The organism is Paenarthrobacter sp. OM7 (assembly GCF_029873575.1).
Taxonomy (GTDB): domain Bacteria; phylum Actinomycetota; class Actinomycetes; order Actinomycetales; family Micrococcaceae; genus Arthrobacter.
Genome location: NZ_CP123579.1, coordinates 2,943,139 through 2,969,887, shown reverse-complemented (window position 1 = coordinate 2,969,887; position 26,749 = coordinate 2,943,139). Strand labels below are relative to the sequence as shown.

Here is a 26,749-nt window from a genome sequence, read left to right as displayed (position 1 = left end):
GGGCTGCAGAGTCGCAGCAATCAACATGTGATGGAGGCGTTTGTAGATGTCGTCAGGATCCAGCGTGGAGGATCGGTCCGATGCAGCAGTTGTCCGTGAAGGGTTCTTCGGTGACTACTATGAACACCTCGCAGAGGAGGATGCCCGTGCGTATTCGCCTGAGCTGCTGATCTCGCGGGCAACGAATCACAAGAAAGTCGCGCAGTCCCGGACGCCGGGGAACGCCGTCGTCGAAATCGCCGGTGAAGCGGACCGAAGCGTCGTGTACATCGTCACGGACGATATGCCGTTCCTCGTGGACTCGGTAAATGCAGAACTCGTTCGCCAGAACTGCGCGATCCGGCTTGTCATGCACCCCTTGTTTGTGATCACCCGCGACCGCGTATCCGGGGAGCTCCGTAACATCTCCCGGGTTCCTTCCAACGTCGGGATCTCCAGCGGTGATACTGCGGCCCTGCCAAGCGTGGCGCACCTCCTGGGCGACGGCGACAACTCGTCGCACATGGAGTCGTGGATTGCGGTGGAGATTGACCGTGTCAACGACGACGCCCGTGCAGAACTGATCGAAGGACTGCACCGTGTCCTCGGCGATGTCAGGGCAGCAGTCGAGGACTGGCCCAAGATGCGCAGCAAAGCACTGGAACTGGCAGAAGCCCTTGGGGGCATATCCCACCCCGAGCAGATCGCCGAACTCCGGCAGGCACAGGATCTTCTGCGCTGGCTGGACAACGGCAACTTCACCTTCCTCGGATACCGCGAGTACGACCTCGTAGACCAGGACGGCGAGGACGTCCTTCAACTGCGTGAAGACAGCGGTCTTGGGCTTCTGCGCGCAGGGGACACCACGCGTCAGGTCCAGCACCTTACGGACGCCGGGCGGAAGCGCGCCCGGGAAAAGCGGGCACTGGTAATCACCAAAGCCAATTCCCGATCGACTGTCCACCGGCCTGCCTACCTCGACTACATCGGCGTCAAGAGCTTCGACGCCCAGGGCAACGTCAATGGGGAACGGCGATTCATCGGGCTTTTTGCAACAAGTGCCTACACCGGTTCTGTGCGCAACATCCCTATTGTCCGGGACAAGGTGGACGCCGTCCTGCGGAACGCTGGGTTCCCTATTGACTCCCACTCCGGCAAGGACCTCCTGGGTATCCTCGAGACGTACCCGCGCGACGAACTGTTCCAGATCGAGATTCCGGACCTGGCTGCTACTGCCACGGGTATCCAGCGGTTGCAGGAACGTCGCCGTACAAAGTTGTTCCTCCGGCCTGACATTTATGGTCGCTTCATGTCCGCGGTGGTGTACCTGCCCCGTGATCGTTACACCACCAGCGTTCGCCTTCGGATCGAACAGGAACTCCGGGAAACGTTCCAGGCCGAGAGCATCGACTACGAGGCCCGGATCACTGAGTCTGCCTTGGCACGTGTCTTCTTCAGGATCCGCCTCCCACGCACCGCTGAGCTGGCGGAAGTCAATGTTGCTGAGCTAGAACACCGGCTGATGATGGCGTCCCGCTCCTGGAGCGAAGGAGTCGCCGAGGTCCTCCGTGAGCACCGCCCGGCAGAAAGTGCCGATGTGCTGTCCGCCCTGTGGGCAGAGGCATTCCCCGCAGGCTACCGGGTGGACTATGAAGTTGAAGACGCCTTGGAGGACATCGAACGCTTCGAAAAGTATGGGGCACAGGCCGAGCGAGCCGGTGAAGCAACCAGGCACGTCAAACCTGGGGTTCACGTGTATCTTCCAGAAGGTGCCGGAGAAGCTCTGGAGGAGGACGCCCGCGTCAAGCTCTACCTCATGGAGCCCAAGAGCCTGAGCCAGATCCTCCCTTACTTCCACAATCTTGGTCTTGAAGTTCTGGATGAACGTCCCTTCGAGATCGAAACCGCAGATCACCGCGACTTCTTCCTCTACGACCTCGGGCTTAAATACCCCGCCGGCGTCGATCCGCTCGCTACGGGGGAACTTCTGGGTGATTCCTTTGGGGCAGCCGTCACAGGATCCGTCGAGTCGGACAACTTTGACCGGCTGGTGCTGCGTGAGGGCATGCACTGGCGCCAAGTTGTGGTCCTCCGTGCCTACGCCAAATACATGCGGCAAATGGGCAACACCAATTCGTTCGGTTTCATCGCGGACACTCTTCTGGGCAACGCCGACGTTGCCCGCGGACTTAACGCACTCTTCTCTGCGCGCTTCGACCCCACTGTTCCGGAGGATCTTCGGCCGGAACGCCAGGCTGCAGCACGGGTAGCCCTCGCCGAGTCCATTGAACAGGTGGCAACACTGGACGCTGACCGCGTGCTGCGTACCTTCGTGAACCTGATTGAGTCCACCCTGCGGACCAACTACTTCCAAAACAAGGAATACCTCAGCTTCAAGCTGGATCCAACGTCGATCGACGGATTGCCCTTCCCCCGCCCCATGTACGAGATCTGGGTTTACTCACCCAGGGTTGAAGGCGTGCACCTGCGCTTTGGGAAGGTAGCCCGCGGCGGTCTCCGCTGGTCGGACCGTCGGGAAGACTTCCGCACGGAAATCCTGGGCTTGGTGAAGGCCCAGACAGTCAAGAACGCCGTGATCGTTCCTACGGGTGCCAAGGGTGGGTTCTTCGCGAAGAAGCTGCCCAACCCGGCAGTTGACCGGGCAGCATGGATGGCCGAAGGTATTGAGAGCTACAAGACCTTCATCCGGGGTTTGCTGGACATCACCGACAACCTCGTGACGTCAGCGGACGGCGAAAGGCTTGTCCCGCCGTCGGACGTTGTTCGCCACGATGGCGATGATTCCTACCTGGTGGTGGCAGCCGACAAGGGAACCGCCACCTTCTCCGACACGGCCAACGGACTCGCGGCCGAGTACGGATTCTGGTTGGGCGATGCCTTTGCCTCCGGCGGGTCGGTGGGCTACGACCACAAGGCCATGGGTATTACGGCACGCGGGGCGTGGGAATCAGTCAAGAGGCACTTCAGTGAACTCGATCTGGATACCCAGACCGAAGAGTTCACGGTAGTTGGCGTCGGCGACATGTCCGGCGACGTCTTCGGCAATGGGATGCTGCTGTCCCGGCACATCCGTCTGCTGGCCGCATTCGACCATCGCCATATCTTCCTTGATCCCACACCCGACGCCGCGGCATCCTTCGCGGAACGGCAGCGGCTATTTGAACTGCCCCGGTCTTCCTGGGATGACTATGACCGGTCACTGATCAGTGAAGGTGGAGGCGTCTACGCGCGCCATGCGAAGACCATCCCCGTCTCTGACCAGGTCCGAAAAGCACTGGGCCTGCCCGAAGGCACCACGCAGCTGAGCCCGCCGGAGCTGCTTCGCGCGATCTTGCTGGCGCCCGCTGATCTCCTCTATAACGGCGGCATCGGCACCTACGTCAAGGCCAGCACGGAGACCCACGCGGCCGTTGGCGACAAAGCCAACGACGCCATCCGTGTGGATGGGCGCGACCTGCGGGTCAAGGTTGTGGGAGAAGGTGGAAACCTTGGATTGACGCAGCGTGGGCGTATTGAAGCCGCACTGCAAGGAGTCATCCTCAATACGGATGCCATCGACAACTCAGCCGGGGTGGACTGCTCCGACCATGAAGTGAACATCAAGATTTTTGTGGATCGAATGGTGGCCGCCGGCAAGCTTGAGGCCGAAGAACGGGCTGCTTTCCTGGCAGATATGACCGATGAGGTGGGGCGACTCGTCCTTCAGGACAACATCGACCAAAATATCCTGCTGCTGAATGACCGGACCCGGGTTGCCGAGTGGAGTCCGAGCTACGAGCGCCTGATGGACTGGTTGGAGAAGTCCGCCGATCTCAAGCGTGATCTCGAAGCCTTGCCCACCACGGAGACGCTTCGTTCAAGGTTGGAGCAGGGCCAAGGTTTGACGTCCCCGGAACTGGCAGTTCTGGCGGCCTACGCCAAGATCGAACTCGGTGCAGCACTGCGGGACAGCAACCTTGCTGACGATCCCTGGTTTGCGGACACCATCCGTAACTACTTCCCGAAGCAATTGCGCGAGAAGTTCGACGCCGAGCTGGACACCCACCCGCTGCGCCGCGAAATCATCGCCACCGTCGTGGCCAACGACATCATCAACCTGGGTGGTATCACGTTCGCCTTCCGGGCCATCGAAGAAACATCGGCAAATGAGGTAGCAGTAGCCAAGGCATTTGTGGCGCTGCGCGAAATTTACGACCTCGATCCCATGGTGGCGGAGTTGAACGCGCTCCCAGCTTCCTTCCCGACAGAACACTGGAGTGAAGTCCACCTGGACATCCGCCGTCTGCTGGACAGGGCTGTGCGATGGGTTCTTGGGCAAGGGATTGCATCCCAACCGATCTCAACCGTGGTGGAATCGTTCAAGCCGATGATGGCCCCGTTGCGGGCCAAGCTGCTGGACTACCTCCGGGGCGAGGACAAAACCCGCATCTCAGGGTGGCTTGAGAAGGCACGTGGCTGGGACTTGCCCGAACACCTTGCCCACAGGTGGGCGGAGTTGTTCGAGAGTTACGCACTGTTGGATATCGCGCGGATTGCCCAGACCGGTGGCGGCAGTGTCGAAGACGTGGCTCACGTCTACTACACCGTGTTCAACCGCTTCCATGTCGATTCGCTGTTGGAACGGATCAGTTCCCTGCCGCGTGATGACCGCTGGCAGGCGTTGGCCAGGGCCGCCCTTCGTGATGACCTGTACTCAACGGTCGCGGATATGACAACGTCGGTCCTTGAGTCGACGGAGGCCGGCAACTCGGCTGAAGATCGCCTGAAGGCGTGGGAAGGACAGAATGCCGAGCAACTGGGCCGGGCCAAGACCATGTTTGACGAGGTCAACGCGCTCGAAGCCGACGACATGGCTTCACTGTCGGTAGCATTAAGGCTCTTGAGGTCAATCGTTCGACGCTAGGGGAATCCCGGCGTTGCAAATGGAGGTGCAGTGGCAATCTTTACAGACCCCATCAGGGAACACGCTGATTTCGGGCCTGGAGATGCCGAATGGCTGCACCTCCTCGTCGGTGACTGGCAGATGGTCGCCGACTTGGCATTCGCGGACCTCGCATTGTGGTTCCCGCACCCGGAGTTCGGTTACATTGCCCTCGCCCACGTCCGTCCGTCGACATCACATACGGTGTTTCACGCGGACTTCGTGGGGGAGGGCATTCGTTCCGATCTTCGCCCGCTGGTGGAAAAGGCATGGAACAGCCGCGCGATCGAACGTTCCAGCGAAACGAGCTGGAGCAGCGAGATGGCACTGCGTGTCGAAGCTGTTCCCATGGTGCGAAACGGCAGGACGCTGGCCGTAGTGACATCCCACATGGATCTCTCCAGCTCCCGGATGCCCTCAAGGCTGGAGTTGACGTATCGTCAGTGTGCCTATGACCTTCTGCGCATGGGAACTCTGGGACTGTGGCCCGACTTCGCATCGCCCACTGGATCCCGCCGTGGGGCGCCACGTGTGGGGGATGGACTCATCAGGCTGGACGCCGAAGGCATCGTGCAGTACGCGAGCCCCAACGGGGTGTCAGCCTTCAGGCGACTCGGGGAAGTTGAATCGCTGGAGGGTCGGTCCTTGGCGGAAGTGACTGCCGGGCTCCTCAAAGACCGCCGGATGGTGGATGAGACACTGCCCTTGGTTGTCACTGGTCGGATGCCTTGGCGCAGTGAGATTGAGTCGCGTGGCGTCAGCCTTTCCCTCCGGGCCATTCCTTTGCGCGACGAGCAACACCGTTTCGGTGCCCTCGTCCTGTGCCGCGATGTCTCGGAACTGCGGCGCAGGGAAATGGAACTCGTCACCAAAGATGCCACCATCCGGGAAATCCATCACCGGGTGAAAAACAATCTTCAGACTGTGGCAGCACTGCTGCGAATGCAATCCCGCCGTATGGTCAGTGACGAAGCGAAGCAGGGCTTGGAGCAAGCGATGCGGCGCGTGGCCACCATCGCACTTGTCCACGAAACCCTGTCCCAGGGGCTGACGCAGAGCGTTGATTTTGATGAGTTGATCGGACGGCAGTTCCGGTTGTCTGCCGAGGTGGCATCTCCGTCCCAGCAAGTACGAACGGAACGTTCAGGGATGTTTGGCGAGTTGCCCAGCGACTTCGCGACTCCTTTGGCCCTGGTTATCAACGAGTTGGTCACCAATGCCGTGGAGCACGGTCTTGAAGGGCGCACAGGAACGGTATGGCTCTTGGCTGATCGGGCTGATGGAGACGGAAATGACGAATTTTTGACCGTGACCATTGCCGACGACGGCGTTGGTCTGCCGGACGGTCAATACACCGAAGGCTTGGGCTTACAGATTGTGCGCACACTGGTGACGAGCGAACTCGGTGGATCAATCCAGTGGAGCCCTCGCGACGGTGGGGGAACCGCCGTCGAGATCGTGTTGAATTTGGCCCGCACTTAAGGGGTCGGAGCGCTCCCCAGTGACACTGGGGAGCGCTCCGACATTCATGCTTAAATAAGGAAGGCCGCGGACCAATGGTCAGCGGCCTTCCTTATTATTTTTGAGGTCTAGGAAGCGCGGCGCGCGCGGGCAGCGCGACGCTTGAGAGCCCGACGCTCGTCTTCACTCATACCGCCCCATACACCGGCGTCTTGTCCGGACTCCAGGGCCCACTGCAGGCAGGTGTCCACTACGGGGCAGCGGCGGCAGACGCTTTTGGCTTCCTCGATTTGCAGAAGTGCTGGTCCCGTGTTGCCGACTGGGAAGAAGAGCTCCGGGTCCTTGTCGAGGCAGGCTGCGCGATTACGCCAATCCATGCTGATCAGTCACTCCATTCGTGAGAACTAGATAGGGCCTTTTGTGAAAACATTCACGAGAGGCTCCAAAGGAAAGGGGCCCGCATGGGCCCCCTTGGTCGTCTGAGTCAAGCGTTTCATGTTAACGCCTTGTAAACAAGGGGTGTTAGTGGTCGAAATGCCCGGAATCTGTGAGCGATGCATCACATCAGCCGCCAGTGCCCTCACTGCTAGATGACTATGTCCGGTAGTGTGCCAGTGTGTCAAGACCTCCCGTAAACCCTGCCCAACCCGCCTCCGGACCGGAGCCGGGAGAAGATTCCGATGCGCAGGCGCACCAAGAAAAGAGCGGCCCGACCGGCAGCCGCCGGCCAAGGGGTGTGGCAGTGATTTCTGCTGTTGTCCTGTTGGAAGCCCTCGCGCTCATGGGTGCCGCCGCCTGGTACGCGTACGAATTGCTGACTGGCGCCCCTGTCCTGACTTTTTGGGGAGCCGTTTTTACGCTGGGGCTGCTCCTTGCCTTCTCGGTGTGGTTGTTCGCGGTGGGCCATTACTTGTTCCGTGGATACCGATGGACCCGGGCCGCTGCATTGGTGGCCCAGTTGTTTGTTCTCACCATCGGCTTCCCCACCATGACCGGTGGGCTGGTTCTGCCGGGCCTGGCTATGATCATCCCGGCCGTTGCGGCCATTGTCTTTCTTTTCCATAGGGACGTGATTGCCTACGTGTCGCGCACAGGCGGTACCTCTGGAGTCCTCTAGCCCGCCTCCGTGGGAGAACAATAGGTGGCAATCGGTGGGAAGTCCGTTGTGAGGACTGCTTGAAACGGCTGCACTTCTCCTCCGTCCACCACATAGCCACGCCCTGGGCGGGCTGGGCGGTCTGTTTCCAGCCGTACTCCCAGGAGTTCGCCATCGTGTGGCGATCCCGGCGCCAGGACCACACCCATTCGGAAGGTCTGGACTTCCCGGGCCAGTGGCAGTTGTTGCGTCAGTGCGGGCCCCGGAGTGGCTGTCATCACGATGCCTCGGACTTTACCCACCAACGCAGTGAGGGCTTGGCGCCCCAGGGTGTCAAGAGAGTCCGCGTCGTCCACCAACACGACGCTCTCCGGGTCCAGCTCACAGTTTTCTTGTGTGGCCGAGGCCCGGAAAGAGTCCGCGGATGTTCCAAGTGCCGGAACAACCCAGGCAACTGAAGGATTCAGGCGACGGAGTGATGCCAAAGCCGTGCTCTTCCCTGATCGATGGCCGCCGAGGATGATGCTGACACCATGCAGCCGGAGAGGCAGGGAAACGGGCATCGCTTCGTCCCCTCCAACGCCGATCCATAGAGCGTTCCCCGAATCCTGCCCGGCAGTCATCAACACGGCAGACGAGGACTTGAGCCCAACACGAAATTCCTGTTCGTCCAGGCGATCGGGAAGCGACCGCAGACGGAAGGGCGGTTTCCCTTGTGGGGGAGGGGCGAACGGCCAGTGCCCCTCGTCGGGAGCCTCGCGAAACTGGGTAACCACTGTATCTCCGTCGACGAAGTTGCCCGTGGCGATGGCGCGCCCTGGAATTGGCTCCACCTCTGGAAGGCGGGGCCAGTGAAACCGGGCTTCCTCCGTGGAGCCTGACGGAAAATAAGCCCGGTTTTGTATCGCGGCAAAGAAACGTGAACTGACCAATTCCCGCTCGCCACAAATCATCACCGTGATGCCGAGAGGACGGCCGTCCCTCACAATGTCCTGCAGGAGGCTCTCTGCCCAGGCTGAGGTCCCGGCCCGGAAGGCGGTGGCCCATGAGCACCACCCCGTGATGATCAAAGTCAGAGGCTTGGCGGTCCTCCCGGCGTCGCTGCTGGTGCGTCGACAGTCCATTTCCTCGACAAAACGCTGTAGCACACGCGCTGCAAGCGGCAGTTGGTGCAGACCGACGAGCGCACCTACCCGTTCCTGGCCAACGAGGTCGGCCATTATTCCCGCCGCATCCAGAACAAAGGGATAAGGCTGGGGTCCTTGCATGGCCAGCATGGCCGAGACTGCCCTGAAGCAGGCGTGCATGCCGCTCGAAGCACTTCCGATCATGGCCAGATGTCCGTGCTCGGCCGGCAACCATTGCAAAGGCTCCACAACCTGCCGTGTGGGTCTGTCAACCAACGCCAGCGGCCCAACACACCATGGCACTGCTTCAGCAGTTTCGGGAACATAAGAGGCATCCGCCAGGGAAAGTCCACCACTCCACGCAATCGCGGACGGCAGGGGTGCCGCCACGGGATGTCGCGGGAGTGAACTCCCTTGGCGGCGCCACGCGTCCTGGACAGCCAAAACAAGCCGCCCGACACCGGCATCCGGGAGGGCATCCCGATGTCCGGCCAAGGGCCGGGACGGTAGGACCTCATGGCGTGAGCCGTTGTTGAGTATCTGGGAGGCTGAGTGGACCAGCTGAGGAGATCCATCAACAGGGCCATCGGAAGCTCTGGCATCGCGGGAAACCGAGAGGGACGCGGCCTGGAATTCTTCCGGCTTGCCTGAGGCCCGGACCAGGTAGGCCCTTCCCGGAGTGTCTGCCCTGATGGAGGCGGCCACCTTCGAATTGATGATATCCACGGACTCCGCCTCTGACTGCACTCGAAGGGCGATACTCGACGCGACGTTCGCCCGGATGTCGGCGGTCAATGCTCCTTGAGGCCTCTGGGTTGCCATCACCAGATGGACACCAAGGGACCGGCCGATGGTGGCGACCCGCATGAGCTCGCGGAGGGCGCCGGGAGCTTCGTCAATCAGCATGCGGAACTCGTCGATGACCAAAACCAAATGCGGAACAACAGGACACGTGCTCGACGCAGCAAGGTGGTATTGGCCCAGGTCCGTGACGTCAGCCGCAGCGAACAATTCCTCGCGGTACCTGATTTCTCCCCGGAGCGAAGCAAGTGCGCGATCCAACTGACGCCCACCCAGATCGGTCAAGAGGCCTACGCAGTGAGGCAAGCCGGCGAGCGGCCGTAATCCTGAGCCGCCTTTAAAATCGACAAAGAGGAATGTTGTGTGATCGGGGGAGTACGTCAACGCCATGGAAGCGACGAGGGTCCTCAGGAGCTCGGATTTTCCTGAGCCCGTGGTACCCGCCACCAGAAGGTGTGGACCGTCGCGCTTAAAGTCAAAAGTCACGGGTCCCTGACGTCCCTGGCCCAACACTGCCCTTAGTCCAGGCAATCGTGCAGTGTCTTCCCAGCGAAGAAGAACTCTTCGGGTTCCGAAGGGAAGAAAGGTAGCCAATGTGCACTGCTCAGGAACGGGCTGCCGCGCGTCGACACGTTCCTGGTGGGCCCGCGAAGCAATAGTGCGGCAGAACGTATCGAAAACGCTGATTGGGACGAGGTCTGGAACGAATGACCGGCGCTCGCCGGCCACGGTCAGTGTCCCGGTGGTCCCTGACGTGGAAAGCTCGACAAAGGGGTCGGGGTGTTCAGCAGATGGGCCGCAATGGACCACTTGCCACCCGTTCCGGCGCCCGGCAACCAGGAGAGACGACAACGCGCCCTTGTCCCAACCTGCCGGTTCATCGATGATGACCAGCCTTCCATGGGCGCTGCCGCTTAGTTGCTGCATGGCAGTGACGGCCACCTCGTGCTGGGTCGTAAGAGTTACCTTCGCGAGGAACCTGGCGCTTAGGGGCAGCCTTCCGACCGTCCCAACGATAATGACCGGTGACTCCGCAGCCCGGGGGTAGCCGGCCGTCTGCATCAGCATGAATCGGAGCAGGGCATCAACGTGGTCAGGAGGTCCGTCAAGTGCCACCGTAGGAAGTCCAGGGTCCAATGTCACTGCGGCTGATCCGATGTCTGGTGCGCTGAACATCGGATCGTCAGGTACCAACCGGATGTTTGCCTGTGCATTGGCTGTGCCCAGCCGGATCCAGCTGCCGGAATCTGCGCCTACGGTTTTCCCGTGGGTATTTGTGGGCGATGGGGACAACGATGAACCGGCTTGGCCTCGTGCTTCGTCCTGAACCTGCAGGGCGGCCGTGCCGCAGATAGCCAGCACCAGTTCCGCCGCGGAGGGAGAGCAACGTTGCCGGCGGCCGAGATCCTCCTGAGCAGCGCGGGCCACAGCCAATCCACATTCCCGGCGGCTCTTCCGTCCGGTGATGAACGGGATCAGGAGACTGACCGCGGAGATGGCGGTGAATCCCAGATACATCCACATTCCTGTGGCAATGGCCAGTCCAACGCCTGCGATCAACGGCAGCCCGGCGGCCAGGATGATCGCCGTGCGGCTTCCCTGCCGTCCGGCATGCGGCACCTCAAGTGGTTCCTCCACGGACCGTCCGGCATCGTTGGAAATTTCGGGGAGCGGACCTCTCTCCGTGGAGACAGAGAACACGCTGTTGCCGCACAGGATGGTTGATTCCGACGTCACGGACGTGCGCCGCGACGGGTGTCCATCCACGAGGACCGGGTTGACGGCTGCGACGCCACTCAGGGTCAGTGCAGTACTGGAAACATCCAGCACGGCGTGCTCCCTGGACATGCCTGGATCCGGCACGGAAATCTCCGTGGCTCCGCGGCCTATCCGGAAGCGGCCGCGATGAATGCGGAAGACAGCTCCGGCGCTGGGGCCAGAATGAGCAAGCAGCATGAGCGGCAGGGACGCTGGCTCGGAGGCGTGGTGCGGTGCGGGGCCGTCGACGATTATTGCACCCGACACCAGTGGAGGCCGGCCGACCGTCAGGTCGGCTATATCCCTTCCATCCACTGCCAATCGACCAGTCCCGCGCTCCTCCCCAAGAATTGACTGAAGTTGGGCTCCGGGGGTGCCTGGAGGGACCCGGATGGTCAATTCCTCCGGAGCCGAGAGCTCCGCGGCCGCCGGGCCCCTCACCAACGTGCATTCCAAAGTCATGGTTTTCCGTCTTCCCGTGATCAGTCACCCGCCTGCCCAAACAGAGATAGGCCGCTGCCCTTGACGCTAGAGGCGTTCACGCCGTACTGCAGCCTCGGATAAGGCGTATGTGGACAAACCCGGGCGATCTTCACGGATGGCCCTTGACGCCGCGGCATGGTGTCTCAGCTAAGATGAATCTCGTTGTCGCGTGTGCTCAATGAGGAAGGACCTTCACCGGTGATAGTGGTTGCGGAGAGCGCCGATGTTTCAGACAAGGCGGTAATTGGTGATGGATCAAAGATTTGGCATCTTGCCCAAGTCCGCGAGCAGGCCGAGTTAGGCGTCAATTGCATCGTGGGACGAGGTGCCTATATCGGCACCGGGGTAAAGATGGGGGACAACTGCAAAGTCCAGAACTACGCACTTGTTTACGAGCCCGCGGAACTTGAAGCCGGTGTGTTCATTGGCCCGGCTGTTGTGCTGACCAACGACACCTACCCCCGTGCTGTCGGCCCAGACGGCAGCTTGAAGAGCGCTCACGATTGGGAGCCCGTTGGCGTCACCATTCGCGAAGGCGCATCAATCGGTGCCCGTGCCGTGTGCGTTGCTCCCGTGACCATTGGACGGTGGGCCACAGTTGCCGCCGGCGCGGTCGTGGCTAAAGATGTCCCGGATTTTGCCCTGATGGTCGGAGTTCCGGCCAAGCGTCACGGGTGGGTCGGCAAAGCCGGTTTCCCGCTGCAGCGCAGCGGAGAGAACTGGGTGTGTCCGGAAACCGGCGCAACGTATGTTGAACAGAACGAGACCCTTCGAGAGGTAGAGGCATGAGCCCCGAATTCATTCCCCCGGCCAAACCCATCATCGGCGATGAAGAGCGCAAGGCCGTTGATGCCGTGTTGGCTTCCGGCCAACTCGCCCAGGGCGCGGAGGTAGCCTCTTTCGAGGAGGAATTCTCCCAGGTCCTCCTCGATGGCAGGGCCGCCGTCGCCGTCAACTCAGGCACCTCGGGTCTTCACCTGGGCCTGCTGGCTGCCGGCATCGGCGCTGGAGACGAGGTCATCGTTCCGTCGTTTACTTTCGCGGCGACGGCCAACTCGGTGGCACTGACTGGTGCCACCCCGGTTTTCGCTGACGTTGATCCCGACCACTACACGCTGGACCCGGCTTCGGTCGAAGCAAAAATCACAGACCGTACAGCGGCCATCATGCCTGTGCACCTTTACGGACACCCATTCAACGTCGACGCAATTGGCGCGCTTGCCTCAAAGCACGGCGTCAAGGTCTTCGAGGACGCTGCCCAGGCCCATGGCGCAGCAGTTAACGGACGCAAGGTCGGCACGTTCGGCGACTTCGCCATGTTCAGCCTTTACCCCACCAAGAACATGACGTCGGGTGAGGGTGGCATGGTCAGCACCGGTCTGGCCGACGTGGAGCGCCGCCTCCGGTTGCTCCGCAACCAGGGCATGGAACGCCAGTACGAGAACGAACTGGTTGGCTTTAACTGCCGTATGACCAACATCCATGCCGCCATCGGCCGCGTCCAGCTGACCAAGGTCAACGGTTGGACCAAGACCCGCCAGGAAAATGCTGCCTTCTTTGACGCGAACATCGAAGGCGTTGTCACGCCTAAGGTCGCTGAAGGTTACGAACACGTTTACCACCAGTACACGATCCGCATCGCTGAGGACCGTGACGGTTTTGCCAAGGCACTGCGCGAGGAATACAACGTTGGCTGCGGGGTCTACTACCCGATTCCCAACCACCGTCTTGCGCCTTTCCAGACCTCGGATGACCTCCCCGTCACCGAAGAGGCGGCAGCAAGCGTGCTCTCCCTTCCGGTGCACCCGTCATTGAGCCAGGATGACCTTGACCGGATTGTTGCCGCCGTCAACGCTGTCGCCAAGGCGGGTAGCTAGTGGCGAATCTGCGCGCAGGCCTCATTGGACTGGGAATGATGGGGCGTCACCACGCCCGTGTCATTCGTGAACTTGAAGGTGTTGACCTTGTTGCTGTTGCCGATTCCTTCGGCGACCCCCACAACGTCGCCGACGGCCTGACGGTTTTCAACACCGTTGAGGAACTCATCGCACAGGGCATTGACATGGCTGTGGCAGCAGTGCCCACCATCCTGCACGAGGAAGTGGCGCTGCAGCTCGCAGAGGCAGGTGTCCACTGCCTCGTAGAGAAGCCGATCGCGAACGATTCCGAGTCGGGACGACGCATCGCGGAAGCCTTTGAATCCAAGGGGCTCATCGGTGCCGTCGGGCACATTGAACGGTTCAATCCCTCGCTGCAGAGCCTGCGGGACCGGTTGGAGAACGGTGACCTGGGCGATGTCTACCAGATCAGCACGAGGCGGCAGGGGCCTTTCCCGGCCCGTATCGCCGATGTCGGGGTGGTCAAGGACCTGGCCACCCATGACATCGACCTCACAGCCTGGCTGGCCCAGAGCAACTTCGTCAACGTCGTTGCCCACACCACATCGCGCAGTGGCCGCGAGCATGAAGATATGGTGACGGCCATCGGTCACCTTAAGAGTGGCGTTGTGACGAACCACATTGTCAACTGGTTGTCGCCCATGAAGGAACGCACCACCGTGGTTCTTGGTGAACGTGGCGCGTTCATTGCCGACACCATTTCCGCGGACCTCACATTCGTGGAGAACGGTACGTTCCAAACGGACTGGGATTCCGTGGCGGCGTTCCGCGGTGTTTCGGAGGGTTCATCGACACGCTTTGCCTTGGCGAAGCGTGAACCCCTCAAAATGGAGCACGAGGCCTTCCGTGATGCAGTTCTCGGAAAGTCGTTGAACATTGTCACCATGGCGGAAGGGCTCGAGACACTGAGGGTCGCGGAGGCTGTTTTGGAATCCGCGAAATCCGGCTCAGTCATCACTCTCTGAGCACTTCAGATCAAGCAAGGCACCAAGGGGAGGTTGGCCGCTGGCCAACCTCCCCTTGCCGTTTCCTGGCGTGGCACCTCACCGCCGTGCACCGCCCCGGATACGGGAACCCGCGTCATGTCGGGTAGCCTTGACCAGTAGACGTGGGCATTTCTGTGCCCGCACGCCAATACACAGGAGAGTTTGTGAACGCTGATCTCGTCGTCGTCGGCTCGGGTTTCTTTGGCCTGACCATTGCAGAACGCGCCGCTACCGAGTTGGGGCTGAAGGTCGCGGTGCTTGATCGTCGCCACCATATTGGAGGAAACGCCTACAGCGAGAACGAAGCGCAGACGGGAATCGAGGTCCACCGCTACGGTGCTCACCTCTTCCACACGTCGAATGAACGCGTTTGGGAATATGTGAACCGCTTCACCAAGTTCACGAGCTACCAGCACAAGGTGTACACCAGCCACAAGGGCGAGGTTTACCCGATGCCCATCAACCTGGGCACCATCAACCAGTTCTTCCGTTCGGCTATGAGCCCGACCGAAGCGAAGGCCCTCATCGCGGAACAGGCCGGTGAATTGGCCGGGACCGATCCGCAGAACCTCAATGACAAAGGCATCCAGCTGATTGGCCGCCCGCTGTACGAGGCGTTCATCAAGCACTACACAGGCAAGCAGTGGCAGACGGATCCCAAGGACCTGCCGGCCGAGATTATTTCCCGGCTCCCTGTGCGCTACAACTACGACAACCGGTACTTCAATGACACTTACGAGGGTCTTCCGGTTGACGGCTACACAGCCTGGATCGAGCGTATGGCCGATCACCCCAACGTCGAGGTTGTCCTGAATACGGACTTCTTCGACGACGGCGAGTTCGGCAGGTCTTCTGTTCTGGGCCAGGTGCCGGTCATCTACACCGGCCCGGTGGACCGCTACTTCGACTACGCCGAAGGCGACCTGTCGTGGCGCACCATCGACCTTGAAGAAGAAGTACTTCCTATTGAGGACTTCCAGGGCTGTTCCGTGATGAACTACCCGGACGCCGATGCCGCCTACACGCGCATCCACGAATTCCGGCACTTCCACCCTGAGCGTGACTACACCAAGGACGCAACGGTCATCATGCGTGAGTTCTCGCGCTTTGCGGAAAAGGGCGACGAGCCGTACTACCCGGTCAACACCTCTGACGACCGCCAGAAACTGCTCGCATACCGCGACCTCGCCCGGGGCGAGAAGTCCGTCCTCTTCGGCGGGCGTTTGGGAACCTACAAGTACCTCGACATGCATATGGCCATTGGCTCCGCCTTGTCCATGTTCGATAACAAGATCAAGCCGCACTTCACTGGCGGCGCCAAGCTTGAAAGCGGGGGAGTGGACGCATGACGGCTACTACGAACGAAAGTCAGATGACGGCGATGACCACCACGGATGACCTGGCACCGGCCAAAGAAAGCCTGCGAATCGTTCAGCGTGTGGTTTTCCCCGCTAACCGCGACCTCGACACTCTTCCGCTGTATGTCGACCCGGACACCAGCAAGGTGAAAAAGGACGACGGCGACAGCGGCGCCGTCGTGCAGGCTGTTGGCATGACACGGAAGCTGCACCCGGAGGACATCCTGGACCGCGGTTCCGTGCAGGTTCGCCGTGGTGAGCGGCTTTCCTTCGGTTCCTATTTCAATGCTTTTCCTGCCAGCTACTGGCGGAAGTGGACCGTTGCCACGAAGACAGTCCTGCATCTTGAGACTGAGGGCGAAGGAACAGTCATTGTCTACCGTTCCAACGCCCGTGGTGCCTCGCAGCGAGTTGATTCCATTCTCGTGGAAGGCGCAGCCAGCAACGACTTTGAGTTGACTCTGGCGCCGTTCGGCGACGGTGGCTGGTACTGGTTCGACCTCATTGCAGGTGGCGACGGAATGACGCTGAAGAGCGCCCACTGGGCAGTCCCGGATGAAGGCCGCCCCCAGGGCCGCGTCACGCTCGGTGTTACGACGTTCAACCGCGCTGACTACTGCCTTGAAACCATCAAGTCGATTGACGCCGACGCCGGCCTGAGGGAGATCCTCGCCGAGCTGATCATCGTGGACCAAGGCAACAAAAAGGTCGCCGACGAAGCCGGATTCGACGCAGTCGCAGAATCGATGGGTGACCAGCTCCGCGTCATCAACCAGGGCAACCTGGGCGGTTCAGGCGGCTTCGCCCGCAACATGTACGAGATGGTCGTTTCCGATAAGAGCGACTACGTGATGCTGCTGGACGACGACATTGAGCTTGAGACGGAGGGCGTCATGCGGGCAGTGGCGTTCGCTGACCTCTGCCGCAAGCCAACCATTGTCGGCGGGCACATGTTCGACATGTACAACAAGTCTGTCCTGCATGCCTACTCGGAGGTCGTCAACTTCTACCGCTTCCTTTGGGGTCCGGTGGAAGGCCTCGGCAACCACGACTTCTCTTCTGCGGGCTTGCGGTCCACCCCTCAGCTGCACAGGCGCTGGGATGCTGACTACAACGGTTGGTGGATGTGCCTTATCCCGAAGACCGTGGTGGAAACCATTGGACTTTCCCTTCCCGTCTTCATCAAGTGGGATGACGCGGAGTATTCACTTCGCGCCCGTGCGGCCGGATTCCCGACTGTCACTCTTCCCGGGGCGGCTGTATGGCACGTCTCCTGGGCCGACAAGGACGACTCTGTTGACTGGCAGGCCTACTACCATGAGCGCAACCGGCTTATCGCCACGCTCCTGCACTCGCCGTTCCCCAAGGGCGGACGTATCCTGCGCGAAAGCCTGAACACGGATGTCAAGCACTTGGTGTCCATGCAGTACTACCCCGAGCAGGCGCGGATCATGGCCCTCAGGGATGTCCTTGCGGGGCCGGGTAACCTGCATCAGCAGCTGCCCACCACCATGCCTAAGCTCCGTGCAATGCGCGAGGAATTCCAGGACTCCCAGGTGAAGACGGATCCCGGGGCCTTCCCGGAGGTCTTCCGGAAGCGTCCCCCCAAGAAGCCGCAGTCCTACAAGCAGCCCGGTGCACTTGGTCTGCTTCCTTGGGCCGTGAAGACCGTCCTGAAGCAAACCCTTGCCCCCGTGCGCGACTCCGCCAAGGAGAACCCCGAGGCACAGGTGGCGCACCAGGATGGCAAATGGTGGAGCCTTGCGCACTTGGACAGTGCAGTCGTCTCCAATGCAGATGGCACAGGAGCTTCCTGGCACTTGCGCGACCCCAAGCTGGCGCGCCAGCTTGTGGTGGAATCAGCAAAACTCCACGCCCAGCTCTTCTCGAACTGGGAGACCCTGCGGACCCAGTATCAGGAAGCCCTTCCAGAGATCACTTCGATGGACTCCTGGCGGGAAACCTTTGAAGCGTCGGAGCCCAGCAAGTAGCGATGTCGAACTCCACTGATACGTATGCTGTTCCGGGGGTGGGCGCCGGGTTGTTGGACGTCTACCGCCGGCGGTACCTCCTTAAGCTGATTGTCCGCAAGGAACTCCGGGTCCGCTACCGTGGCTCGGTCCTGGGTTTGGCGTGGTCCTACGTGAAGCCGCTGGTCCAGTATGTGGTCCTGTTTTTTGCCTTGGGCATCGTGTTGCGGGTTGGGGATCAAATTCCCAACTACGCGCTTTACATGTTCTCCGGTGTCATTGTCATCAACTTCTTCTCGGAGGCATTTTCGAATGCCACCCGATCCATCGTCTCGAATGCGGCGCTGGTAAAGAAGATCTATCTTCCGCGTGAGCTGTTCCCAGTGGCATCCGTATGGGTGGCTGCGGTCCACTTCCTGCCGCAATTGATTGTCCTGCTGGCTGCAGCACTGCTGAGCGGGTGGCATCCGGACATCATGCAGCTCTTCGGTGCCCTTCTTGGTTTTGTCATTGTGGCCGTTACGGCAACAGGCCTTGGCCTGTTGGCCGGTGCCATCAATGTGTTCTTCCGGGATGCCGAGAACATCGTGGACATGCTGATGATGATCGTGACATGGACTTCGCCGGTCTTGTACGACTGGACCATGATCCGCCGCCTGGCTGCGCCTTGGGTATTGACGATCTACCAGCTCAACCCCATTACCGTTGCGGTGGAACTGTTTCACTGGGCGTTTTGGTATCCAACAGTCAATCAGCCTGTCGAATTGCCTCCGCACCTCCTGGTGACCGGCTTCGTCGGGTTGGGCATGGCGGCACTGTTCCTTGTTATTGGCCAGATCGTCTTCCGACGGCTCGAGGGCCACTTTGCGCAGGAGGTCTAAATGGGTGCAGCAGTAATCGTCAAGGGCCTGAAGAAAACTTTCAACCTCCGCCACTCGCACTCCATGAAGGAAACGCTGGTGTGGCTCGCCAAGGGGCGAAAAGGGGATCTCACCAAGAAATTCGACGCCCTGCACGACGTCAGTTTTGAGATCCAGCCGGGGGAGACCGTGGCATTGTTGGGCTTCAACGGCTCCGGCAAGTCCACGCTTCTGAAGCTGATCTCGGGTGTCATCCTGCCCGACCAAGGGACCGTTCGCACCAAGGGCCGGGTCGCGGGCCTGATCGAGGTGGGAGCAGGCTTCCACCCGGATCTATCAGGTCGTGAAAACGTCTACCTCAATGCAGCCATCCTGGGGATGACGGAGCAGGAGATCCAGGAAAAGTTCGACGACATCGTTGCCTTCTCCGAGATCGAACAGTTCATTGACACCGAGGTCAAGTTTTATTCCTCGGGTATGTTCCTCAGGCTTGCGTTTGCGGTAGCTGTCCATACCCAACCGGATATTTTCCTCGTTGACGAAATCCTTGCCGTGGGCGACGAGCCTTTCCAGAGGAAGTGCCTGGCCAAGATCAAGCAGCTCTCTGATGAAGGCCGCACTTTGGTGGTGGTCAGTCACGACCTCGACATGATTTCGCGGATCTGCGACCGGGGAGTGGTGTTGTCTTCGGGCACGGTCCAGTTCGAGGGTCCGGCTGACCAAGCTGTGGCGTGGCTGCGGGAACGCAACTAACCCGCATCCAATTGCAAAGAGTCGTCTGTCAACGGATGGCTGGTGGAAGCATCTAAGAAAGGCGATCGTAGGAATGGGTATCGGCCCGCTGCTGTTGTGTGTACTCCTGATCGTTGTGTTGTGGTGGGGCCCGGGTTGGATCCTGGGAGAAGCGTTGGGCGTCCGCCGGGTTCTCCTGCCCGTTGTAGCGCCCTTGCTCGGAATGGGCGTCCTGACTGTCATCGGCGTCATGGGAAATGCGCTTGGTCTCAGCTGGCAGTTGCTCCCGGTGACTGCCGTCCTGCTGGTACTTTGTGCGCTCCTGTTTGCCCTGCGCCTGACTCTGCGGCGCTATTTCCCGGACAAGTTCGGAACCGTTGACCAGCCGTCTGTCTTTGGCAAGCAGCTTTTTAAGGGATCGTGGTGGATCCTCCTGGCCGGTTTGGTTGCTGGCGGTGCGGTTGCCGCTGTCTCTTGGATCGTGGGCACCGAAGGTCTCCAAGGCATCAACCAGGACTGGGACATTCCCTGGCACGCCAACATGATCCGACTGATCTCTGTCAACCACGAGTGGGATCCGAGTATCGCAGGCAACTTTGCCTATTACGACACCACCATTCCTGAGGCTCCCATCCGGAGCTACCCGATTGCCTTCCACGCAGTGTTGTCGCTGTTCTGGCCGATGAGCAGTGTCAGCATCCCGGTGTTTCTGAACGTCTTTGTCCTGGTGATGATGGCAGTTCAACTGCCGTTGAGCACTATGGCCTTGACCATGCTGGTCACCCGCCGCCCGATTGCTCTGGCGGCCGCGGCGGCCGTTGCCGGTTGGTTCACGGTCTACCCTTACGACCTCCTGTGGCGTGGCCCGCTGATTCCTTTCTTTGCCGGAATGCTGCTAGTTGGGCCGTTCGCCCTGCTGGCAGTGAAGGGGGCCCTGGAGCGGCAGAAGTTCTGGATCCCCGGCATCGCTTTTGGCGCAGTCGGACTCATAGCAGTCCATCCCTCACTTGCCTTCGTTGTCCTGCCAGTTCTGATCTTCTGGTTCCTTTCCGCCCTGATCCGCCGCAAGGGCAGGATCCTCGGCATCACGGTCTACCTTGCGGTCTCCGGTGCTCTGGCAGTCGTCCTCGGGTGGCCGATCATCGCCCAGATGCTGAAGGAATCCGAGCGCGTCTCCAAACAGGTTTGGGCCGCGGACACTGACCGCAACGGCGCTATCCAGAACATCATTTTCCTGAACCACGGTTCAATGGCAATGCCGATCCTGACGGCCCTTGTGGCCCTTGGCTGCCTGGCTGTGGTCCTCAGGATCCGCATGTGGTGGTACTTCGGACCTGTCCTCGCTTTCGCCTTCCTCTCGGTCTACACCATGGGTACCGACAACCCACGCTTCATGACTCTGACGGCACCGTTCTACGACGACCAGTGGCGTATCTTCGGAATCTTGGTGATGCTCCTTGTGCCCCTTGCGGGGTTGGGAGTGGCGCAGTTGGCTGAAGCCATCGCCTGGCTGGTGGCAAAGGTACGCGGCCGCTCGGCCAACTCCACTACGGACGGAATCAAAGCCGACCGCAGGCCCAGCCACGTGGTGACCGCAGTTGCCGCGGCAGCGGTACTCCTTGTCAGTGGTATTGCGGCCATTCCGTACTTCAAGCAAAACGCCCAACGCATCAACATCAATACCAAGGTGGATGGGGCTACGTTGAGTGCATCCGAGGTTGGACTCCTCAGCAAAATCGATCAGTATGTGCCAGAGGATGCCACGGTTCTGAACGATTCCTGCGACGGGTCAGTATGGATGTACGCGCTGGGTAACCGGATGCCGATGATCCGCCACTTCGAGATCCTTCCGACCAACCGCCAATTGCTGGTGCTCCAAAAGCTCCCCGAGCTTGCCACTGACTCCGAGGTCCGCGACGCAGCTGCTGAACTGGGTATCGAATGGGTCTACATTGCTGATGGCAGGATCCGGGCGTGGGACGAACCCAAGGCCGGGCTGACGCAGCCTGACTCGATTCCGTATCTTCAGCTGGTAGTGCGTGAAGGTAATGCTGCGTTGTACAAGATTGACTGGTCGCAACTGCCTGGCGGTAAGGAAGCATTCGACGCCGCAGCGAAGGACCGGCTCCAGCTCGACGGCGTATCGGGAATCCTTGAGAACCGGAACCCTGATGGAATAGCACCGCTAGGAAGGATCTGCTGATCATGAAGGCATTCATCTCCAAGTTCCTGGCGTCCAGTTTGTTCAAGTTCCTGCTGATCGGCGGCCTGAGCTTCCTCTTGGATCTGGGGCTGCTGGCCCTGTGCTTCCAGGTCTTCGGCTGGCCGCTGTGGCTGGCGACCGGTGCGGGCTTCTGGGGCAGCTTTTTCTTCAACTACTTCCTGCAGCGGCATTTTGCGTTCAACGGCGGTGGAACAGCTTTGGGTGGCGTACTTCGCTACTCAGGGCTTTTGGTTTTCAACACGCTTGCCGTGATGGGCATCGTTGAGCTTTTCCAGTTCATCGGCGCCGGCTACGTGATAGGCAAGGTGGTTGCGACCATTGTGACCATGGGGTGGAACTACTTCATTTACAAGCACTGGGTCTTCCCGCAAAAGAAGCAACCGACCAGCGGCAGCGAACAGTCAGATGGCCAGTCGGGCACCGACGCGCCAACACAGAAACTCACACCAAACAGCAGCGAAGGATAATCGATGTATCGAGGCGTTCGAATTGCCGCGGTAGTACCGGCCTACAAAGAAGAAAACCACATCGCACAGGTCATCGAAACGATGCCTGATTTTGTTGATGACATTGTCATTGTTGATGACTGCAGCCCGGACGACACGTCGGGGGCAGCACGTCGGGCCGACGACGGCCGGGTCACCTTGATTCGCCATGAAGTCAACCAAGGCGTGGGAGGCGCAGTCCTCACGGCCCACAAAGCCGCGATGGAATTGGGCTCCGACATCAACGTGGTCATGGCTGGCGATGCCCAGATGGATCCCGACTACCTGCCGCAGCTTCTTGATCCGGTGGTCGATGGCTACGGATTCGCCAAGGCCAACCGTTTCTTTTCGGGTGAGTCGTTCGCGGGCATGCCCGGCTACAGGATTTTCGGCAACATCGTGTTGTCCTTCATGACGAAGCTCGCTTCCGGTTACTGGCACATCTTCGATCCGCAGAACGGCTACACCGCCATTCGCACGGAGGTCCTCCGCCGTCTTCCCATGAACAAGGTGGCGGCGCGCTACAGCTTCGAAAACGACCTCCTGATCCACCTCAACATTCTTGATGTTCCGATCGTTGATGTGCCGATTCCAGCTGTCTACGGCAACGAGGTCTCCAGCATCAAGCTCCGCAAGGTCATTCCTGAACTTCTTGCCATGCTCTTTGGCGGCTTCTGGCGCCGTGTGTGGTGGAAGTACATGGTGTGGTCCTTCTCCGCTGTTGCCCTCCTGCTGATCGCAGGCATTGCCTTGATCGTCATGGGCCTGGTGGCCGGAATCTGGGTACTTGCCGCAAGCGTGGGTTCGCCGACGGCGGGTTCGGTGATGCTCGCTGTGGTTCCCTTTGTGCTGGGCGTCCAGATGCTGCTGGTATCCCTGCAATTGGATATCCAGGCGAGCCCCAACAGGCCCACTATGCATCCCATGAAGGAACGTACCTAGGCATTCGTTGAAACAGGGGAGGGGCCCGGACGCGTTGGCGTCCGGGCCCCTCCCTGTTTTGCCTTCCTACGGCAGGGACGTGAATCCTCCCCAGCCCCAGCCGACCTGGCTCCGGGAGAGCCATCCAGAAGTCCCGTTGCCGGGATACAGGAACAAGTTGCCGCCGGCATCACGGGCGAGGACGTCATTTTTGCCGTCGCCGTTGAAGTCGCCCGGCCCGAGGATGGCGGTCATGCCACTCCATCCGCTTCCCACCTGGACCCGGCTAAGCCAGCCTCCGGTACCGTTGCCGGGGTAGAGCCAGAGAATGCCTGACGTGTCCCGGGCAAGGACATCGGTCTTGCTGTCGCCGTTGAAGTCCCCGGTACTGAGGATGGCATTCATGGAGTTCCACCCGGTACCCACCTGGGCGCTTGAGGCGAAGCCGCCAGTACCGTTGCCCCGGTAGAGCCACAGTATTCCGGCGGAGTCCCTAGCGAGGACGTCTGCCTTCCCGTCGCCGTTGAAGTCGCCCGGCGCCAGGATCAGCGTCATGCCGGACCAGCCTGTGCCTGCTTGAACGCGGGTCTGGAGGCCTCCTGATCCATTTCCAGGGTAGAGCCACAGAACGCCGTTGGTATCCCTGGCCAGGACGTCGCTGCGTCCGTCCCCGTTGAAGTCCTTGGTGGGGACAATGGCATTCAACGAGTTCCACCCGGTGCCGAGCGAGCGTTGGGCCAACCAACCTCCGGCTCCATTCCCCGGGTACAGCCAGAGCGTGCCGGCGTTGTCGCGCGCCACGACGTCGTTCTTTGCATCTCCGGTGTAGTCCTTCCAGGTGTTCGCCGGTGGCGCTGTCACGGTGTAGGCCTGGGTGACGATTGCCGAACTGTTGTTGGATGTGTCCACTGCAAAGTACTTCAGAGTCATCGCTGCTGTGAGGGTGATGGCCGTGGAGTACTTGTTGGCGGCTGTAGCGGTCGGATTCGTGCCATTGGTGGTGAAGTAGATACTCGCACCAACCTCATTCGCCGCCAGCGTGATCTGCTGGTTGGCGGGATAGCTGCCCGCAGGCGGGGTCACCGTAACCACGGGAGGTGTCGTATCCAGTAGGGTGTAGGCCCGTGTGGTCACCGCAGAGGCGTTTCCATAGGCGTCAACAGCAAGGGCCTTCACGGTGGTGTTGCCCGTGAGGGCAAAGGGCGCTGTGTAGGCCTTGGTGCTTCCCGAGGCGGCCGTGGCAGGGGTGGTGCCATCGGTAGTGTAGAAGATGTTGCCCGGTTCGCTCGAGGACATGGTGACAAGTTGTCCCGAGGCATATCCTCCGGCTGCTGGTGCCACGGTCAGGGTTGGAGCGGTGTTGTCGAGTATGTACGTCTGCGTGGCCACAGCCGAGGAATTTCCTGCAGTGTCCCGCGCGAAGTACTTCAGGGTCAGCGACGTCAACGGAATCGGGCCCGAGTACACGGGACTCGACGTCGTAGGCACTGTGCCATCCTTGGTGACGTAGATGGTGGCTGCTTCGTTGGCCGACAACGTGATGGACTTCCCGGCTCCATAGGTGCCTCCAGCCGGGTCCACGGAAACCACTGGTGGTGCTGTGTCCGCAGCAAACACCGTCACATTCCTGCTGGCAGTGGACGTGTTTCCAGCGTTGTCCCTCGCTTCCACCGTGAAGGTGACGGGACCACTGGGAACGTTGGTGTAAGCCTTGGGCGAGGTGCATGCAGTGTAGGCGTTGGAGCCGAGCTTGCACCGGAACCCCGCAATATCCGTGGCCGTTGACGCGAAGGTGAACGACGGCGAGATGCCCACCGTTGCTCCCTCTGCCGGCGAACTGATGGAGACCTGTGGTGGAGTCAGGTCGGCGGTGACTGTCACCGACGCCACCGGGCTGACGTTGCCGGCCATGTCCGTGGCCCTGACGCGCAGCACGTGCTGACCTGCGGTTGCCAAGGTGAGCACCTGGCCGTTGGTGCAGGCTGTGTACGTCGTGGTGGAATCCACCGAGCAGGACAGGGCCGAATCAGGGTCGGAGGTGACACCCAGGACAGGCGAGCCGTTGACGGTTGCACCGGCCGTGGGTGAGGTAATGACCGGAGCGGCGGGTGCGGTGACATCGACCGTGAAGGCCCGTGAAACAGGAAGGCCTGTTGGTGCGGCCCTCACCGAGAACGTGTAGGCGCCGTTGGCCAGAGCAGTTGACGGTGTAAAGGTTCCGCCGGTACATACCTGCCAAACCGGCGTCGCTGTGCTTAGTTGAAGACTGCATTCAAGGGCCCCGCCCGGAGGCGTAGAGGCGACAGTGAAGGTTGGTGTGGAGTCGTTGGTGAACGCCGGGTTTGCTGCCTGGGTTCCGTTGGCCGCAGTCGGACCGCTGACGATGGAGGGAACAACACCACCCAAGGTGAGCAGCCTTCCTCGCTCAGCGGGTTTGGCAGGATCCAGTTGTCCCGGATCTTCCATCACCAGGAGTTTGCCGTCACGCATGGCCAGGCCGCCGACCTTGCTGAAGCCGAGGGCCCACTGGTTGTTGACCGTGTCCGTGCTCAGATCGATGCGGGTGATGGTGTCCTTGCCGACGTCGGCTGTGGTGGTTCCGCCGCCGGTTCCTGTGTAGAGGACCAGGGGCGACTGCCAGTCATAGTAGATGGCCGTCGGCTTGCCGACGTTATAGAGGGGTGCTGGGACATAGTTGGTCAGGACGCCGTCGTCGGGGGCGGTAAAGACTGTCAGGCCAGAGGTTTCGGCAACGTACACCACGACGTTGCCCGCGCTGTTGCGGTGCGTCGCCGCAAGGCTGAGGGAACTGGAATTGACGGACGCGATGGACTCGATGCTCGGGTGCAGTGCCGTAGGATTCACGATCTTGACGATTGACCGCGCGTTGGCGAACGACAGGTAGATATTGCCGTCCGGGCCGTCGCTGACGGCGTTCGGGCGCAGGTCCCCGTCGAAGATGGTCAGCGCGCCGTCGTATTCGAAGACACCACCATCAGGGTTCCAGAGCGCGCGTACGACGTCGGAACTTCCGACGGCGGCATCCGGAATGAAGGCGATTTCATCACCATCGCCGTGGCTGGCAGGCGACGGATCGATCATGGCGGGTGTACCGGCCAGGGCCGGACCGCTGTCGTGACCGGGCAGCGTCCCGCCCAGGCAAGTGCTGGTTTCGAGGCTACCGGCGGTGGCGCCGGACGCCTCTGTTATGCGGCAGAATCCTGCGCGTGCATCGGAAACCCATAAGCGTCCGTCCGGGTCTACAACGGTGCCGGCAGCTTTGGTGAGACCGGTAGCCACGGTTTGACGTGCCTGATCAGCAAAAGCCGGGCCTGCAGTCAGCACACCGGTAAGTGCCGCCGTTGCGAGGCTGGCTGTGGCCAGGACTGCCGTGAGTTTGTGGTGTTGCCGACTGCCGGCCGCCCTGCGGGATGCAAGGTGACGGGGAGTTTTGGAAAAGGTTCTTGAGCGACCGGCGAAGGCAAGACATGCCAAACCAAGCTGAAGAACACTGCGTTTGCGCGTGTCCACCGAGGGATCCCCACTTCATTCGGATGCTCCCCAGCTCCGCATGCATTGGTTATTCGCCCCACGCCGTTTCCGGCTGCGTCTACGTCCATCTTCCACCAATTTTCACATTTGTCACTACCAAAGTCCGGAAGAGGTCC

Annotated in this window: 16 protein-coding genes; 13 read left to right on the top strand and 3 right to left on the bottom strand. The window is 60.7% G+C overall.

Features of this window, described 5'->3' with window-relative positions:
• The first annotated feature begins 46 nt into the window (after window positions 1-46).
• Together QEH68_RS13675 and QEH68_RS13670 are read left to right on the top strand one after the other, a co-directional pair.
• Window positions 47-4,903: an NAD-glutamate dehydrogenase gene (locus QEH68_RS13675; protein WP_280623128.1), complete on the top strand. Its 4,857-nt coding sequence runs from the start codon at window positions 47-49 to the stop codon at window positions 4,901-4,903.
• Window positions 4,904-4,933: 30 nt separating this feature from the next.
• On the top strand, window positions 4,934-6,403 hold the full coding sequence (locus QEH68_RS13670) for a PAS domain-containing sensor histidine kinase (RefSeq protein WP_280623127.1): 1,470 nt from the start codon (window positions 4,934-4,936) through the stop codon (window positions 6,401-6,403).
• A 107-nt stretch (window positions 6,404-6,510) separates the two neighbouring features.
• On the opposite strand, the gene QEH68_RS13665 is transcribed toward QEH68_RS13670, so the two are convergent.
• The gene (locus tag QEH68_RS13665) at window positions 6,511-6,759 is read right to left on the bottom strand and encodes a WhiB family transcriptional regulator (protein WP_003804966.1); all 249 of its coding nucleotides are present in this window, start codon (window positions 6,757-6,759) and stop codon (window positions 6,511-6,513) included.
• A 404-nt stretch (window positions 6,760-7,163) separates the two neighbouring features.
• Between QEH68_RS13665 and QEH68_RS13660 the strand changes: the two genes are divergently transcribed.
• Window positions 7,164-7,499 carry a hypothetical protein gene (locus tag QEH68_RS13660; RefSeq protein WP_242703637.1) on the top strand — a complete coding sequence of 112 codons (336 nt, stop codon included), beginning with the start codon at window positions 7,164-7,166 and terminating at the stop codon, window positions 7,497-7,499.
• Here the strand turns inward: QEH68_RS13660 and QEH68_RS13655 are convergent.
• Window positions 7,496-11,626, bottom strand: a complete 4,131-nt coding sequence (locus tag QEH68_RS13655) for an FtsK/SpoIIIE domain-containing protein (protein WP_280623125.1) — start codon at window positions 11,624-11,626, stop codon at window positions 7,496-7,498. The genes QEH68_RS13660 and QEH68_RS13655 overlap by 4 nt on opposite strands.
• 192 nt (window positions 11,627-11,818) lie before the next feature.
• Between QEH68_RS13655 and QEH68_RS13650 the strand changes: the two genes are divergently transcribed.
• The 10 genes from QEH68_RS13650 (at window position 11,819) to QEH68_RS13605 (ending at window position 23,102) form a co-directional block, all read left to right on the top strand.
• Entirely contained in the window at window positions 11,819-12,436 is a 618-nt protein-coding gene (locus QEH68_RS13650) for an acyltransferase (protein ID WP_026540062.1), read from the top strand.
• Window positions 12,433-13,524, top strand: coding sequence for a DegT/DnrJ/EryC1/StrS family aminotransferase (locus QEH68_RS13645; protein WP_207594016.1), 1,092 nt, complete (start codon window positions 12,433-12,435; stop codon window positions 13,522-13,524). Before QEH68_RS13650 ends, QEH68_RS13645 begins: the two co-directional genes overlap by 4 nt.
• Complete coding sequence (locus QEH68_RS13640) at window positions 13,524-14,510, top strand: Gfo/Idh/MocA family oxidoreductase (protein WP_089595601.1); 987 nt, start codon at window positions 13,524-13,526, stop codon at window positions 14,508-14,510. The genes QEH68_RS13645 and QEH68_RS13640 overlap by 1 nt, the downstream gene beginning before the upstream one ends.
• A gap of 185 nt (window positions 14,511-14,695) precedes the next feature.
• Complete coding sequence (gene glf, locus QEH68_RS13635; RefSeq protein WP_207594015.1) at window positions 14,696-15,880, top strand: UDP-galactopyranose mutase; 1,185 nt, start codon at window positions 14,696-14,698, stop codon at window positions 15,878-15,880.
• Window positions 15,877-17,880 (top strand): glycosyltransferase, encoded by a 2,004-nt coding sequence (locus QEH68_RS13630; protein WP_207594014.1) that lies wholly within the window; start codon window positions 15,877-15,879, stop codon window positions 17,878-17,880. The genes glf and QEH68_RS13630 overlap by 4 nt, the downstream gene beginning before the upstream one ends.
• A gap of 2 nt (window positions 17,881-17,882) precedes the next feature.
• Window positions 17,883-18,740, top strand: coding sequence for an ABC transporter permease (locus tag QEH68_RS13625; RefSeq protein ID WP_280623124.1), 858 nt, complete (start codon window positions 17,883-17,885; stop codon window positions 18,738-18,740).
• A complete protein-coding gene (locus QEH68_RS13620) occupies window positions 18,741-19,472 on the top strand; it encodes an ABC transporter ATP-binding protein (protein WP_089595598.1) in 732 nt (243 codons plus the stop codon).
• A 73-nt stretch (window positions 19,473-19,545) separates the two neighbouring features.
• Entirely contained in the window at window positions 19,546-21,654 is a 2,109-nt protein-coding gene (locus tag QEH68_RS13615; RefSeq protein ID WP_280623123.1) for a DUF6541 family protein, read from the top strand.
• 2 nt (window positions 21,655-21,656) lie between these two features.
• Window positions 21,657-22,142 (top strand): GtrA family protein, encoded by a 486-nt coding sequence (locus QEH68_RS13610; protein WP_207594012.1) that lies wholly within the window; start codon window positions 21,657-21,659, stop codon window positions 22,140-22,142.
• Window positions 22,143-22,145: 3 nt separating this feature from the next.
• Window positions 22,146-23,102 (top strand): glycosyltransferase family 2 protein, encoded by a 957-nt coding sequence (locus QEH68_RS13605; RefSeq protein WP_172324334.1) that lies wholly within the window; start codon window positions 22,146-22,148, stop codon window positions 23,100-23,102.
• A gap of 66 nt (window positions 23,103-23,168) precedes the next feature.
• Here QEH68_RS13605 and QEH68_RS13600 read toward each other — a convergent pair whose 3' ends face one another.
• Window positions 23,169-26,381, bottom strand: coding sequence for a chitobiase/beta-hexosaminidase C-terminal domain-containing protein (locus QEH68_RS13600; RefSeq protein ID WP_280623121.1), 3,213 nt, complete (start codon window positions 26,379-26,381; stop codon window positions 23,169-23,171).
• Window positions 26,382-26,749: the final 368 nt, after the last annotated feature.

Excerpts from the sequence above, each read along its gene's own strand:
- QEH68_RS13605 (WP_172324334.1), top strand. The coding sequence starts at position 22,146 with ATGTATCGAGGCGTTCGAATTGCCGCGGTAGTACCGGCCTACAAAGAA.
- QEH68_RS13630 (WP_207594014.1), top strand. The coding sequence starts at position 15,877 with ATGACGGCTACTACGAACGAAAGTCAGATGACGGCGATGACCACCACG.
- QEH68_RS13655 (WP_280623125.1), bottom strand. The coding sequence starts at position 11,626 with ATGACTTTGGAATGCACGTTGGTGAGGGGCCCGGCGGCCGCGGAGCTC.
- QEH68_RS13660 (WP_242703637.1), top strand. The coding sequence starts at position 7,164 with ATGGGTGCCGCCGCCTGGTACGCGTACGAATTGCTGACTGGCGCCCCT.
- QEH68_RS13625 (WP_280623124.1), top strand. The coding sequence starts at position 17,883 with ATGTCGAACTCCACTGATACGTATGCTGTTCCGGGGGTGGGCGCCGGG.
- QEH68_RS13645 (WP_207594016.1), top strand. The coding sequence starts at position 12,433 with ATGAGCCCCGAATTCATTCCCCCGGCCAAACCCATCATCGGCGATGAA.
- QEH68_RS13620 (WP_089595598.1), top strand. The coding sequence starts at position 18,741 with ATGGGTGCAGCAGTAATCGTCAAGGGCCTGAAGAAAACTTTCAACCTC.
- QEH68_RS13665 (WP_003804966.1), bottom strand. The coding sequence starts at position 6,759 with ATGGATTGGCGTAATCGCGCAGCCTGCCTCGACAAGGACCCGGAGCTC.
- QEH68_RS13615 (WP_280623123.1), top strand. The coding sequence starts at position 19,546 with ATGGGTATCGGCCCGCTGCTGTTGTGTGTACTCCTGATCGTTGTGTTG.
- QEH68_RS13675 (WP_280623128.1), top strand. The coding sequence starts at position 47 with ATGTCGTCAGGATCCAGCGTGGAGGATCGGTCCGATGCAGCAGTTGTC.
- QEH68_RS13610 (WP_207594012.1), top strand. The coding sequence starts at position 21,657 with ATGAAGGCATTCATCTCCAAGTTCCTGGCGTCCAGTTTGTTCAAGTTC.